The organism is Gracilibacillus kekensis, from assembly GCF_900143085.1.
GTDB classification, from domain to species: domain Bacteria; phylum Bacillota; class Bacilli; order Bacillales; family Amphibacillaceae; genus Gracilibacillus; species Gracilibacillus kekensis.
Window position 1 is genome coordinate 165,504 of the sequence record NZ_FRCZ01000005.1, and the last position, 14,544, is coordinate 180,047.

At 36.1% G+C, this 14,544-nt stretch carries 15 protein-coding genes; 2 read left to right on the plus strand and 13 right to left on the minus strand.

Annotated elements, in window-relative coordinates; all coding sequences use genetic code 11:
• Positions 1-5: 5 nt before the first annotated feature.
• The 10 genes from gvpJ to BUC25_RS13185 all read right to left on the minus strand — a co-directional run bounded on the left by gvpJ (position 6) and on the right by BUC25_RS13185 (position 11,712).
• Positions 6-257, minus strand: coding sequence for a gas vesicle protein GvpJ (gene gvpJ, locus BUC25_RS13140; protein WP_073202332.1), 252 nt, complete (start codon positions 255-257; stop codon positions 6-8).
• A gap of 513 nt (positions 258-770) precedes the next feature.
• On the minus strand, positions 771-878 hold the full coding sequence (locus BUC25_RS13145; RefSeq protein WP_073202333.1) for a YjcZ family sporulation protein: 108 nt from the start codon (positions 876-878) through the stop codon (positions 771-773).
• A gap of 165 nt (positions 879-1,043) precedes the next feature.
• Complete coding sequence (locus tag BUC25_RS13150) at positions 1,044-1,802, minus strand: metal-binding protein ZinT (RefSeq protein ID WP_073202334.1); 759 nt, start codon at positions 1,800-1,802, stop codon at positions 1,044-1,046.
• Between the two features lie 191 nt (positions 1,803-1,993).
• Complete coding sequence (locus BUC25_RS13155) at positions 1,994-3,892, minus strand: ABC transporter permease (protein ID WP_073202335.1); 1,899 nt, start codon at positions 3,890-3,892, stop codon at positions 1,994-1,996.
• On the minus strand, positions 3,867-4,631 hold the full coding sequence (locus tag BUC25_RS13160; RefSeq protein ID WP_073202336.1) for an ABC transporter ATP-binding protein: 765 nt from the start codon (positions 4,629-4,631) through the stop codon (positions 3,867-3,869). Before BUC25_RS13160 ends, BUC25_RS13155 begins: the two co-directional genes overlap by 26 nt.
• A gap of 82 nt (positions 4,632-4,713) precedes the next feature.
• Positions 4,714-5,715 (minus strand): sensor histidine kinase, encoded by a 1,002-nt coding sequence (locus BUC25_RS13165; protein WP_073202337.1) that lies wholly within the window; start codon positions 5,713-5,715, stop codon positions 4,714-4,716.
• Complete coding sequence (locus BUC25_RS13170) at positions 5,712-6,416, minus strand: response regulator transcription factor (RefSeq protein ID WP_073202338.1); 705 nt, start codon at positions 6,414-6,416, stop codon at positions 5,712-5,714. Before BUC25_RS13170 ends, BUC25_RS13165 begins: the two co-directional genes overlap by 4 nt.
• Before the next feature lie 100 nt (positions 6,417-6,516).
• On the minus strand, positions 6,517-7,485 hold the full coding sequence (locus BUC25_RS13175; protein ID WP_073202339.1) for a permease prefix domain 1-containing protein: 969 nt from the start codon (positions 7,483-7,485) through the stop codon (positions 6,517-6,519).
• Positions 7,486-7,567: 82 nt separating this feature from the next.
• Positions 7,568-7,906 (minus strand): PadR family transcriptional regulator, encoded by a 339-nt coding sequence (locus tag BUC25_RS13180; protein WP_073202340.1) that lies wholly within the window; start codon positions 7,904-7,906, stop codon positions 7,568-7,570.
• A 347-nt stretch (positions 7,907-8,253) separates the two neighbouring features.
• The gene (locus tag BUC25_RS13185; RefSeq protein WP_073202341.1) at positions 8,254-11,712 is read right to left on the minus strand and encodes an immunoglobulin-like domain-containing protein; all 3,459 of its coding nucleotides are present in this window, start codon (positions 11,710-11,712) and stop codon (positions 8,254-8,256) included.
• Positions 11,713-12,171: 459 nt separating this feature from the next.
• Here BUC25_RS13185 and BUC25_RS13190 point away from each other — a divergent pair, with 459 nt between their 5' ends.
• Both BUC25_RS13190 and BUC25_RS13195 read left to right on the plus strand, forming a co-directional pair.
• The gene (locus tag BUC25_RS13190) at positions 12,172-12,369 is read left to right on the plus strand and encodes a CsbD family protein (RefSeq protein WP_073202342.1); all 198 of its coding nucleotides are present in this window, start codon (positions 12,172-12,174) and stop codon (positions 12,367-12,369) included.
• A gap of 260 nt (positions 12,370-12,629) precedes the next feature.
• Complete coding sequence (locus BUC25_RS13195; protein WP_073202343.1) at positions 12,630-13,286, plus strand: cysteine hydrolase family protein; 657 nt, start codon at positions 12,630-12,632, stop codon at positions 13,284-13,286.
• Positions 13,287-13,411: 125 nt separating this feature from the next.
• Here the strand turns inward: BUC25_RS13195 and ytxJ are convergent, their stop codons facing one another.
• Genes ytxJ through BUC25_RS13205 form a run of 3 tightly spaced genes read right to left on the minus strand, consistent with a single transcriptional unit; the run spans position 13,412 to position 14,404 of the window.
• Positions 13,412-13,777: a bacillithiol system redox-active protein YtxJ gene (gene ytxJ / locus BUC25_RS13200; protein ID WP_073202344.1), complete on the minus strand. Its 366-nt coding sequence runs from the start codon at positions 13,775-13,777 to the stop codon at positions 13,412-13,414.
• 25 nt (positions 13,778-13,802) lie between these two features.
• On the minus strand, positions 13,803-13,958 hold the full coding sequence (locus tag BUC25_RS19405) for a glycine zipper domain-containing protein (protein ID WP_170862696.1): 156 nt from the start codon (positions 13,956-13,958) through the stop codon (positions 13,803-13,805).
• A 53-nt stretch (positions 13,959-14,011) separates the two neighbouring features.
• Positions 14,012-14,404: a hypothetical protein gene (locus BUC25_RS13205; protein ID WP_073202345.1), complete on the minus strand. Its 393-nt coding sequence runs from the start codon at positions 14,402-14,404 to the stop codon at positions 14,012-14,014.
• Positions 14,405-14,544 lie beyond the last annotated feature (140 nt).

Genomic DNA, 14,544 nt, shown 5'->3' on the forward strand with positions numbered 1-14,544 from the left:
TCTCATTAGATCGGTAATTCTGCTTTACTTCTGTTAGAATTACCTTCTTCCAAAGCCTCATCACGAAGCAATCCAACTGCTTCTGCATATCTCAACCAAGTATCCACACTTGCGATGACAATTCTGGCATCTACTGTCAACACCTCAATTCCCACAAGAGAAACTCTTGCATAAGCATCGATGACAATTCCTTTATCCAGTATTCTGTCAATCACTTCGGCTAAACTAGAGCTGTCCGTTGTCTTTTGTATACTCATTAGAAATACCTCCTTAGCTAAAATGGCTACTACCATTTGCAAAGTTAGTTATCAATACCACGCAAAAGCACCGTTTGAAACATGGGTTGGATATAACAGGAAAATAAATGGTAATTATTCCATCCATTTTTACAATCTTGAAATATTTTTTAATAGAAGAAGTGAGATATATCATGGATTATCTTTGTTAAACTTAACTTTTCTATGAGAGTTATTACAATTTCTTTACTTTTATTATTTATTTGTTTCATACTGTCTAAAGAAAAAGGAAGAAGAGAATAAATAGAGAACAAATTAATGAGGAAGGTATTAATGAATATAGAGTTCGAATCGTTTTCATTATAGTTATGTATCAATCAATACTAAAAACACGTGAAGCCATATGTGACTTCACGTGTTTTTAAATATTATTTTTAGACCTGTTACCTAAGCTACCTTAGTTAGCAGCATAGTAAGTTCAGGCCGAATTTGTAATATACCACTTACTTATATCCGCCCTATATACTTTAAAAATTAGTATCCTCCAAATCCACCTACATAAGAAGTTCCAACAATAATTAAAAGAATAAACAAAACTACAATCAACGCAAATCCTGAACCATATCCATATCCTTCACTCATTTTATTGCCTCCTTTCAAGGGTTATATTAGTAACATATTAATCTTTCACATAAAGGGCAGGGCGTTTGTACGTACTCTGGCTTTTTTTCTGAGCATATTTTAGTCTGAAGGATTTACTGTATGTACGCATCTCTGAAAGAAACAATTTGTTTTACCACATTAGCCTTAATGTGCCATCATCTCATGGGCAATGTCATGCCCATCCATTTCTGTTGGATAATATGTAGGCCAATTTGTCACTTCATTTAAAAGAGATTCCCGATCGTCTCCCCAATAGAGATGATAATGATCTGCTTTCGTTGGAAAAATACCATGGTCACTAAATTGGATATATTGCGGAAGACCTTCCTCGTCTTCTACTCGTTCAAAAATATATCTTACCCCTCTATTACCAGCTTCATAGGTTAATATCTCATACCCATCATATTGATACTCCGCAGAGATTTTTTCTCCATTTTCAATGAATGATACAATGTCTTCTTCAATCACTATTCGATCTACATCTGTCTCATAGCCTATTTGATAATATTCCTTATACTCCTCAGCATTCATATCATCACTATGTTCTGCTTTATATTCAAATACTTCATCAAGTTTTCCATCTTGAAGATAAGGATAGACCGATTGCCAGTCACCTTCCCAATCGGAAAGTTCGCGATCTTCTATCTGACTGTCTTCAAAATAACCGTCATATATTTCTGGTGTTTCTTCATCATGTGAATGTCCATGATCGGGATCGTGGTCATGTTCAGATTCTTCCTCCTGTTTATGCGTGTTATCCTCTTCGGTTTCGTTACCATTATTATGTGTTTCTTCCTCGTCTACATTATTTTCCTCGTTAGCGGCATCTGAATTCTGACAACCTGCTAACAGCATTAATCCAAATACTACTAAACTAAATCCTTTTACCAATGAAATTTTCATCATTACATTCTCCTTTTTAAATCGTAATCATTACGTTTTATAATTATATATATTAATTTGTGGATCGTCAAGAAATATTTGGTAATTGTTTATAAAATAATTAAAAATGCCCATCATCCATAGTTTTTATCGGATGATGGGTTCAATATTTTACGAGAGATATTATTATCGGACTCTATTAGAAATTCAGCTTACCTAAATACCAACCTTTTCACCTGTTTCACATAAAAATAGCGGACAATGATGAAATAAAGAATTTGAATGACAGCGAAACTTCCTAATACAAGGGTAGATTCAACTGTTAAATTGTAATCAAACAAATGGGATAAAGCAGTAAGTGCAACGGCACCATGAACCAGTGCGACTACAATCGGCGAGAAGAATAGAATAGCAATTTCCCGGTTTACGACCTTTTTCAATTCTAATTGGGTCAAACCAATTTTGGCAATCGAAAGGAATTTGCGCTTTTCTTCGTCCAAATCCGTGAATAATCGGAAGTAAAGAAAGCTGCCAGCGGAAACAAAGAAGACAATTCCAATAAATAATCCGATAAATAATATCGGTCCATACGCTTTTTCAATTTCATAAAGGGTATAGTCAACAGAATATGCTTTATACTGTAATTGTTCATTTAATTTCCTTCCAGCTTCAAGAACTTGATCGGTTTGCCCTTCTTTTGCTTTCCATACGACACTCCAATCAGTTCTTACCGGTGTTTCAAGTTTCTCATAGGCCTTGTCGTTGATAACATAATATGCAGCTGACTCCGATAGGACTGGAGTCGATACTACATGACTGGGTTGAAGAGTTTCCCCATCTTCTAATACGATGCTTGACTCCATCAAACCTTCACTCGCCTTTGTCTCTTGTGTTAACATAGCATCACTCTGTTCAACTACAATCGCTTTGTTTGGTTCCGGATCTAGTTCCTTTTCTTTGATTAGCGACGCAAAGTAATTGTAATCAGATGCTCTTACAATGAGCACACTATTATTTTTTTCAGACGTTTCAAAATAGTTCAGTTCCATTTTACCCATTTGTGCGTCTATATTTTCTTCTTGCAATACAGTGTTGATTTTACGAATATCTCTTTCAATCACTTCTTCACTATCATCCAGCCATGGCAAATACGTAAAGGTATATAGGTTCATATCCTTTCCACCTTTCGTAAGATAGGACTGAAATCCATATAATGCACCGATCGCGCTAAAAGCAACAGTAGAAATGATGGCAACCATGAAAAATGTTCTGGCATTATCTTTCATTCGAAAGGACAAGTCTGAAAACAAAAGCATATTTGTTTTTCGCCAAAAGATCGATTTGTTGCTTTTTAATCGACGAATGATAAAAACACTAAGTTGGGTGAATAAAAGATATGTTCCAAGTGTCACAACTAAAATAACAGGAATCATCGCATAAATAACAGCAGCACCTTTAACAATGATTGCAGTGGCATAACCAGCAATAAGCAGGATTGCAGCGATAATTGATAGAAAAATGGAAGCTTTTGGCTCTCCTTTTGTCTGCTTATCTCCTTTAATTAAATCGGTCAGTTTATTCGTACGTAGAATAAAGGAAACAAACAATGATATACAGAAAAACAGGAAAATAAAGCTAACAAACGTTACGATAATTGCTAATGTTGGAAAATAAAAATTAAGTGATTCACTAATGATTAGAATATTTTCAGCAATTAATAAAATCGCTTTGGCGAATACTAAGCCAATCAGAATACCCCCAACAGTGGCAATAAAACCAATTATAATATTCTCCAAAAATACCATTAACCGGATTTGTTTATTGGTAGCTCCGAGCATCATTAACAAACCAAACTCTTTCTTTCTCGATTGTAAAAAAGAACTCATCGAATATAGAACGAAAAAGAATGAGAAAACATATATAATGCCTCCAGCAACAGCCATTCCAAAGAGCGCATTTTGATTAAACGAAGCTTCTGAAAATGCTGGATGAAATGCAAAGATAGCAAAGGTGAAAAACACCATCACGGTGAACATGCTACTGAGGAAATAGGCAATATAAAGTCGCTTATTCCGTAGTACATTATTAAGGGCGAACTGACGAAAAGTCATTACCGTTGCCCCCCATCAGCGAAAGCATATCAATGATTTTATGAAAAAATGCTTGTCTACTCTCCCCTCGATGAATTTCTGAGTGTAGCTTTCCATCTTGGATAAAGATAACACGATCAGAATAGCTTGCAGCTTGGGCATCATGGGTTACCATTAACAAGCTTGTTTGTTCCTTCTGATTAATTGACACAAGCATATTCATTACATCCTGGGACGATTTTGAATCAAGGTTACCTGTTGGCTCATCGGCTAACAGTAATTTCGGCTCATGAATCATCGCTCTTGCAATGGCTGCTCGCTGCATTTGACCACCCGATATTTCCGTTGTTCGTTTATTCATGATGGATGATATACCAAGACTCTCAGCAATTTGATCTGCTCTATTCTTCATTTCTCTTACACTCGTACCATCTAATGTAAGGGGCAGGACGATGTTCTCCTCTACCGTCAACGTATGCAGTAAATTAAAATCCTGAAATATAAATCCTAATTGGTTTCTACGGAATTTAGCTAACGCATTTTTTTTCAGATTTAATGGATTCTTCCCTTCCATTTCTACGTTTCCAGTTGTTGGCTGATCATTTGTGGAAATAATATTAAGCAATGTCGTCTTACCACTTCCCGATGGACCCATTATCGCGACAAATTCACCTTTTTCTACTTCTAAATCGATATCCGTTAGTGCACGATAAGCTACTTTTCCCTCGTACACCTTGCTTACTTTTGTTAGTTTAAGCATAATCAATCTCCTTTCAAAGCTTCTATATAAAAGTATAGTCTAAGAAGTTCTCTGCAAACTATCGATTATGCTTTCACGAACCTTACATGTTTGTAAGGTTTTGTGAACGAGAAAAAATAACTCGGATTGTTGTTCCTTCTCCGACGATTGATTCTAATTCCAACTTGTGTTCTAACTTTTCTGCAACTTCTTTCACCAAATAAAGCCCCATACCTGTTGATTCACGGTATTTACGACCATTTTCTCCGGTATAGAATTTACTGAATACACGTTTTTGATCGGCAACTGGGATTCCAATTCCGAAATCTTTCACTTCCAACACCGCTTTTGAAGCTCTTTCAGAAAGAGTAATTTCCAGATGATTTGATTTACCAGTAGAATATTTAACAGCATTATGTATCAATTGTGTTAATAGGAAAAAGAGCCATTTTTCATCGGTTTCTACCGTTATTCGTTGTTTTTGTTCTTTTAATTGAGGATATACTTCATTGCGGATATAAAAGCGCTTATTTTCCTGATTTACTTCGTGTATTAGCTTGGAAAGGTTGACAGGTTTGATCTGAAAATCTTCGGCAATCGTTCGAAGTCTGGCCATGTAAAGCACCGTATTAAGACCTGTTCGAATTCGATCCGTTTCCTCACGAATGCTCGATGATTCCGGCTCATCCAGTGACTGTGCCGTTAGTTCGATGACAGATAATGGTGTCTTCATTTGATGAACCCAGCGATCCATAAATAGCAAATGCTCGTCCTGACTGTCTTCCGCTCTTTGAAGCTCTTCGGTGTACAAACGATATTGTCTAAGTAGTAGTTGATCTAGGGCATGGGAGAGTGGGGCTCGTTCAGTAGTCTCGAGGGATTCATCCAACGTTCCTATTTGATTTTGTAACCTTTGATAAAAGTTTTTTCTACTAATATATCGATAGATAAGATATATGGTTACGAAGAATAAGGATAAAAAGATAGCGTATATACTTACACCGACACCTCGATAGCCATCTAACCAAAAAAGTAATGGAACTACTAAACACTGGACTAGTTGCATCACTACCAGTAACAAGTGTTCACGTAAAAATAATTTCATAATACTTCCTCTTTCCAGGTAATTCGCAATCGATACCCTGCTCCTCTAACTGTTTCAACAGCATCTTCCAATCCTACATCCTCAAATTTTTTCCGAACACGTGCTATATTAACATTCAAAGTATTTTCATCGACATATGCTTGGTCATCCCAAATCTTTTCTAATAAATCTTGTCGTCCAGCAACACGCGGATAGCGTTCAAGCAAGCTTTCAATAATATCCGTTTCTTTTTTGGTTAATTGAGCCACTTCTTGTTCAAAATGCATTTCATAACGTTCTGGATATAAGCTTAGCCCATGTTGGGTCAACACTCTTTCCTCTAGCTTAGCCGCATATTCACCATATGCACGGCGCAGTTGACTTCGGATTTTTGCCATAACGATATCGGGGTGGAAAGGCTTTGTAATAAAATCATCTCCGCCATTGTCAAGTGCCATTACTTGATCCATTTCCCCTGTTCGAGCCGATATGAAGATCACCGGACAAATCGACTCTTTTCTAATTTGCCTGCACCAATAATACCCGTCATAACTAGGTAAGTTAATATCCAGTAAAAGAAGGGTGGGGTCTGTTTCACGAAAAGTGGACATTATATCCTCAAAATCAGTAGCAATCACGGATTCGTAGCCATATTTTTCTATAAATGAGCCTAAGTATTCAGCGATTTTCATGTCATCTTCTACTATCATGATTTTTTTCATATTGATTTCACCGACCTATTTTTATGTCATGTATGCCTATCATAACATGTTTTGGCTCAGGTTATGATAGGCGAACGTTAAGGACGCCTCTCCTACTGAATTATGAACTAGGTTTTGAGAACAACGAATAGGCTCCACTAAATATCGCAATTAATAAGGCCGCTACCGGAAACACAATCCAATTAATATGCCACATTTCATATACAAATCCAGTAATTAGAAAAACAATCACAGCCAAAGGCATTAAAATTGTTGCTATTGCGTCATGAATACGATTATTTTTTTGAGCTATTTTCCTATCTAGTACAGGTTCTTCTAGCAACTTTGTATACGCACTTCGATTCGTGCCAAAATAAATCAGTAAGTGAATAGCAATTGCAACAATCGCTAACAGTATTACTACACCAAAGATAACCATACTTTCATTTATTACTATTGTAATAAGGAGAATTGATGGTGACAAAATAATAAGAACAACAGCAACTATAATAGCAGTTACGAATTTTGGGTGTTCCTTCTGTTTTTTTGCTGCAATTTTATCTTTAAGTAGCTTAGGTATTTCTACATCTATTTGCTGATATACATATTTCCACTTATCCATCTTCATTCCAGCATAGATAAACAATGCGACTGCTAACGCCACCACTATTAAAAAGAAAATAATCCCCGTAGTCAGGGCTATACTTGTACCCATATAACCGGCTTCAGCAAATCCTGTAAATAAGACCACCATTGCTGATCCTAAAATACATAGTAGTGTACCCATTCCAATCCATTTTGCTGCTATCCGATTTGAATGAAGAAATGCATCAACCTCTTCTTCTGACAGCAACTTCTTTGAATCTTTCTTTTTATCCCTTGAGATATCATAAGCTTCCATAATTTCATCCATATTACCAAACTCAGCAATCACAATTCCTATTGCTTCATTATCCGTTTTACCATCTTGTAAAAGTTCATAATACTTCTCTTCCATATTTGCTAAGATTTCATCATGTAAGGCTTTCATTTCTTCTGTCTTTGGAAGTGAAGCAAACATATTATCAATATAATTTTCAATCGTCTCCATTAGCAAAATCCTCCTTAATAAAATGAGACTTCAATTAGTGAGCTTTTTGATCCCCCACCGAGCTTTTTTACCTTTTAGGCTATTACTGACGTTCAGCGCTGTGATAAATAAATTGATTAATCACTTCTTTGGTCAGTTCCCATTCACGACACTTTTCCTGATAATATAGCAATCCTGTTTCGGTAATATTGTAATAGGTTCTTTTTTTTCCGAAAGTTTGCTCTTTATGAAAAGATTCAATGTAGCCCTTCTTTAACAGTCTATTAAAGGCTGAGTATAAAGTTGTTTCCTTGATGACATACTTTCCATCAGATAGCTCTTTAATTCTTTTGGAAATCTCGTAACCATAGGATGCTTTTTCTAATAGTAAATAAAGAATGATTGTATCATTGTAACCACGAATTACATCGCTACTTATCACAAAAAAATCCTCCCTCCTAAACCTCTACAAAATTTACTTCATCTGTCGTAGTAATTCAAGAGTAACATAATTACTACGACAGGTGAAGTAAATTTTTCAAAAAAAAAAGAAGCATCGTTAACATGAGCGTTCTCAATTATAAGAAGAACCCTAAGAATCAACTGGATAGCGAGACAGTTGAACAGGTTATTCGGCCCTTTTATCACAGCGATAATCGTCTGTATGCCTCCCATTTCAAGCTTCAAATAATGCAAGGAATAAGTAAAGGGTAAACAGATGCTAACACCCTGATAAGTTTCACTAATGATCAGTGGAGGTAAAAAAAACCCACTGATCATAGTCTCACTTTATTGTATTCTTTTTCTACTATGGCTTGTGATTAGATATGTGATAAGTCCCAGAAATAAGAGAATCCCACTTATTATTAACCAATTGTAGGTATTAGTCGCAGTAGCAGGCAATTGCTCTTCTGGCTTTTCATTCTCCATAGCTGTTTTTTCCGTTGAATCCATTTCGATCGTATCAGATTGTTTCTTTTCTGTTGTTACAGTTAACACCTCTTCCGTTTGATTGCCCAACTCATCAACAGCTATCACAGTATAGCTATATGAAGTCTTTTGGTCTAACCCTTCATCAACGAAAGACCTTTCACCATCCGAAAGAGTTGCAACCTTTTCTCCATCTCTATAAAGGATGTATTCAGCTATACCAGAAGGGTCCTGAGCTGAAAAAGAAAGCGTTATACTATTATGGGTACGACCATCCTCGGTAACTTCCAAGTTTATCGGCCCTTTTGTATCAGTAAATACACCGTAAGTTGAGAAGTCGCTTACCTCTGTAGTAATTCTCTGACCTTCAATACTTCCCACTCCGCCATCCAACTCCCATAATTCTGCTGCTTCATTAAAGTGGTAAATGGCGGTTTTCTCTTCGTCAACAACGTTATCCGTTCCCATAATTAATTGGAAAGTTCCGGTATAATCATCAAAACCTTCTGGATAAGTGAATTGAAAATCAAACAGTTCTCCTGCTTTTTGCAGTTCATTTGCTTGGGTAGTTGCTTCTATTACTTGAACAGTTGTTCCTTCTGGTAAATCTTCTGGCATTTTAATATACGTTTCCGATCCTTGTAACCAGAATAAATCCTTCGCTTGCACTTCCACCGTTGTATCGATCTCGCTATATTCATCTACAACCCGTAATGAAAACGATTGTTGCACACCGCCATAAGCTACGTCAACTGTCACAGGATTTACTTGTGCTTTCTCTCCAGTAATCTCTCCATCATTAACATGAAGAGCGTTTCCGTCATTTAATTGATACTTTGCATCCTGCGTAACATCTCGAGTTGTTCCATCTGAATAGGTGATCGTTACGTTAATTTCTGATGAATCTTCTCCTACTCTTACTGCAATTGGCAATTGTTCCAGGTGCATCGATTCCACAGATACCACATTTACATCTCGTTTCACTTGTGTTTCATTACCAGAACTATCCTGCACTTTGTACGTTAAAGAATACAAACCTTCATTAGCCGAATCGACTTCTCCTTCTATCTGAATGTCAGCTAATAAATCGTCATCATAGTTATCTGTAACGGTCACTCCTGGGTCTATATACGTTTTCCCTATTTCCCATCGCAGTGGGTTTTCCCCATTAAGTTCTATCCTTGGGGCGATCGAATCAACAACAGATACGGTGCGCACCTTTTCAACAGCTTCATTACCTTCTGAATCAGTTATATTATATGTCACTTCGTAGGTTCCAATTGTGGACGTATCTACTTCTCCTACAATCTCCAATTCATCTGATATGTTTCCGTCAAGGTTATCGGTTGCTTCTGCGCCAGTCTCTACGTACTGATCACCGACTTCTATTGTTAATTCTTTTTCTCCATTTAACGTGATCACTGGTTGCTCGGTGTCTACGACATAAACTTTTCGAGTTACGGTTGCTACATTGCCTGAGCTATCCTCAACAGAATAGATAATCTCGTATGTCCCCAATTGGGATATATCTACTTCTCCACTTACTTCCACATCCTCTGTTAGAATTTCCCCGGAATTATCGCTTACCTTTTTTACACCCGGATCTTCAAAAGGATATCCAGCCTCTATTGTCATTTTATTGTCTCCGTTCAAGTCAATTTCCGGTGCAATCACATCAGATATTTTGTATATACTTGATGCTTCGACATCCCCGACTTTTCCGGTAATTTCCACATCTTCAAATGAATTTGGTGCAATAAAAGTTAACTGGTAGTTCCCTGATTGATCAGTAATAACCTTAGTTTGCTTTAAGGTTCCTGCGGTGGTGTTAAAATGGATCGCCGCTCCAGTAACAGGTATTCCATTTTCGCTAGTGATTTGTCCCGATATCGTTAATATTTCATCTGGAAGTAACGAACCGTTAGTAGGGTTTAATGTCAAAAGGTGTGGTTTGTATAACATAGGGGCCGTTTCTGGATAGCTCGTTTGAACATCTACACTAGTAGATACTCCAAATTGCTTGGGAAGAGTAGCTTCCTGATTAGGGTTTGTTACATCCTGTAATTCGACTGTAACCGATGAATCGGCATTGATGTCTACAGGAGTAGTGATTATTAATACATTATCATTCCTTTGGATCTGATTAACCTCTTCACCATTTACACGATATGCTGTTTCATTTTCTGCAAATTGGGTAGCTTCTGGTGCGTGGATTGTTATCGTATCATTATCACCTTCTAATGAACCATTTAGGCTTGTAGTAAATGAAGTAGTCCAGTTGGCTGTGGCACCGGTTGCATTGACATCTGTTTTAATATCAATATTATTTACCATTGGTAATTGCTTAATCCAGACATCTTCAAAAACGAATATAAACTGTTTTCGATTACGATCAAATGCTATAGGTATATTTTTACCGGCAACACTGCTCGCATCAATGGGTAAAGTATCATCAACTTTACTCCATGAGTTTCCGTCCCATTTCCACCTATCATTTAATCTTGAACCACCAAAAACCTGCATACTGGTTCCATCATATATACTTCCCATATAACTTCTCTCCACTGGATTAACGTCTAGCGTTTTCTCTTTCCAATCGCTCCCATCCCATATCCAAGTATCATTAAAATTTTCAGATAAAGTTCCACCCCCAAAGAGAACAACCTCTTGATTTAATTCATCATAGACCATGCCCGATGCTTGACGATTACTAGGAGCATTAGCAGGATTTTCCTTGGTCCAATTTTCTCCATTCCACGTCCATGTCTCGTTAATGGTGTCTTCATTCTCAATCATCCCACCAAACAGAACAACCTCCTGATTGGCTGCATCATACGTAATGGATGCACTGTCTACTGGGGTCGGACTATCTACTGGATTTAATTGTTCCCACGTCTCCCCATCCCAGATCCATGTATCATCCAATCGATTATCATCATTATCAAGCCCGCCAAACATCAATACATAACCATTGGCTTGGTCATAGACTACACTAGGGTATGCGCGTACAGCAGGCCATTCTTCATCCGTACTTTTTGTCTTCTCTTCCCACGTATTTCCATCCCAAACCCACATGTCGTTAACGCAATCACCTTCACAAAGTGGAGAGCCAGAAGATCCTCCAAACAATACAACTTGTCCATTTTTTTCATCATAAACAATGCCTGGATATGCTCGGTCTGGAGGGATTGTATCAGATACTTTTTCCCAATCGAATGTTTGTCCATATCCACTAGCATTTACTTGGATTGGTACTATGCTAAATACCAATAGAAAGATTAGCAAAATCACAAAGAAACTACGATTTTTTATTTTCACTACTTTTACTTCCCCTTTCTTTTTATATTAATAGAAAGGAAGCTACTCTAAGTTGGTATGACAGTATTTCTATATACATTTATACTATCAATTCCTCCATCGGGTGAATAGTAACGAATAGTCATAAATAATTAATTTTATAAAGACAATTCGTAACTTAACTTAATAAAATTTAATAATTATTTTATAATTGTATATAGATGGAATACTTTTGTTCCTTGATAAGGCGCTCTATTAAGACCAGCTTTAACATAGCTAAATCTTCCTCGCCATCCTCTGTAAAAAAGTGCTACCTCTTTCTAAATTTATAGCCTAGCTAATTATGAAAAAATCTAATTTAGAGTTTAACAAATTGTGAGGAAGGAATAGGAATAATGCGAAAGAAAAAGAGTCTTCTTACAACAAAATACTAGTAGTGAGAATCATTATAAAAATTAATTTTAAGAGGAGTGTTTGTAAATGAGTAAAAATAATGGTATGAGCGATAAGATAAAGGGTGCTGTAAGTAAAGCGAAGGGCGAAGCAAAAGACCAAATAGGAAACGCAACTAACGATCCTAAAATGCAAGCCGAGGGTAAACTGGATAAAAAGAAAGGAAAAGTTCAAGACAACATTGGGGAAAGTAAAAATAAAGAAGATGAGCAGCATAGACATTAAAAGTTTATAAATAGCCCATTTGGTAATGCATATAAAATCGCATTGCGAAATGGGCTATTTTTTTGAGGTAACATAAGTATATGGATTAAGTGAAATGATTTTATAAGTTAAAACCACTTAGCTTCTTTGCAAAAGCTTAAATCTTTTCGCCTAAGATATCACCGCGGTAAACCTAATTTATTTATGGTTACATTAAAGGGATTTTCGTTATATATATAGAAATAACTATTAATCAAACTTTGGAAAGTAGGTTAAATAAAATGTGCTACACTAATCCAAACTGGAGAAATTCTTTCTTAGTTACTATTGACACACAAAATGACTTTACCTTACCAAATGCACCAGCCAAAATTGAAGGAACACTAAATATCCTTCCTAAAATGAAAAAATTATTAAATATTTATCGAAAATATGAATTACCTATCATACATGTTATTCGTTTATATAAACCAGATGGCTCAAACGTTGATATTTGTCGCAGAGAAGCAATCAAAAGCGGTTTACGTTTTGTCACACCTGATACAGAAGGTGCTGAATTAGTTGCTGAAATCACCCCTAATACTAGAACCAAAATAAACTCAGAGTTATTGTTACAAAATCAATTTCAACTTATTGGAAAGAATGAATGGGTTATGTATAAACCTCGTTGGGGCGCATTTTATAATACCAACTTGGAACACTTTTTGCGTAATAAAAAAGTGGATACTATTGTGTTTTCTGGTTGTAATTTCCCTAATTGTCCTAGAACTTCTATTTATCAGGCAAGCGAAAGAGACTTTCGAATAGTGATGGTAAAGGATGCAATGTCTCAAGTGTATGAAAAAGGTATAGAAGAAATGAAAAATATAGGAGTAAATATTTTAGAAGTGAATGAAATACAAGACAAATTACAAGAACAAGAAAGGCCATCGTACTAATGAAATTAAAGTACTGTGTTAGCGGTTGTATTCTAAACTATTACAAAAAGACTATCAGTAGGAGTGATAGATAGTAAAACTTACTTGGGTGTTAGCGTGAGTTTCTATCCACTTGAATCTTTTTGTTAAGGGTATTTCGGACGGTTTGTGTTAGATAATTGCTGAACCGCTTCCTCAATTCGACGTTTAGTTATTTTAAAATGTGATGTGTCCCACAGAATTTGCTGTTTGTCTATTAGCAAAATCTGTGGCGATTTATGAGGAATTTCTGTATCTTTAGCAATCTGATTGGATACTGGTCTATTTTCAATAACCTTCACGGTATAGCAATCTATTATATCTTCTTCCTGAAATGCTTCCACCTGCTTCAATGCTCTAGCACTAATCATACAGGAAGTACTGTGTTTATAAATTATTATCGGTGTCGTCATTGAATGCTTCCATATTTCGGACCATTGTTCAAGCGTTGTCAGTTCATTGATCATCTTCATTTTCCCCTCTCCATTCTACTTTAATCTACTGATTACGCTTATCTAAGATGACCCCAATGACTAAGCCCAACACAATGCCCAATGGAAGACTCATTGCTATTTGATCAGTGGCTACACCGACACTAGTGCCTATTGCGGCACCTAGAGCAATGCCCAATCCACGAAACTTGGATTTTCTCATATTCATTTTCCTCTCCGTGTTTATTGCTCACCTCAAAATTCTTATGCTAAAAATCATCCTTCAACTAATCCTAAATATCGTACTTCTTTACCGTCTGCTTTTACTATAAAAATGTTACTATTTTCAAGGGGTTCATATATTTCCGTTCCAACAGACAATTTAGTTGCTGCATAATTATCAAGCTCCTCTTTATCACTTGTTTGTTTTTGGATCTCAGCGACCTTTTTTCCTATCGTTAGTTCTTTTTCCTTCACCCATTCAATACTTTCTGCATTACTGTATACCACGTTATTTAATACAAATAGGTCTGCATTTTTATTTTCTGTTAAGATGTCTTCAGCAGTCGGATTCCCTGTTTGTTGCTCCAGATTTTCGGTTGTTTGATTATTACAAGCTGTTAAAATAATAATCGCTATCAAAAGTATTAATTGTCTTTTTATTAACATATCAAAAACCCCATTTCCATTTATACGGTTAACATATAATTTAGGTTTCATCAGTTTATTTTGCAGTTAACATTTAGTAATGTTAGCAAATCATCAACTTCAAAAAATCTGAACAGATACAATGACTCATCGTCCAGATT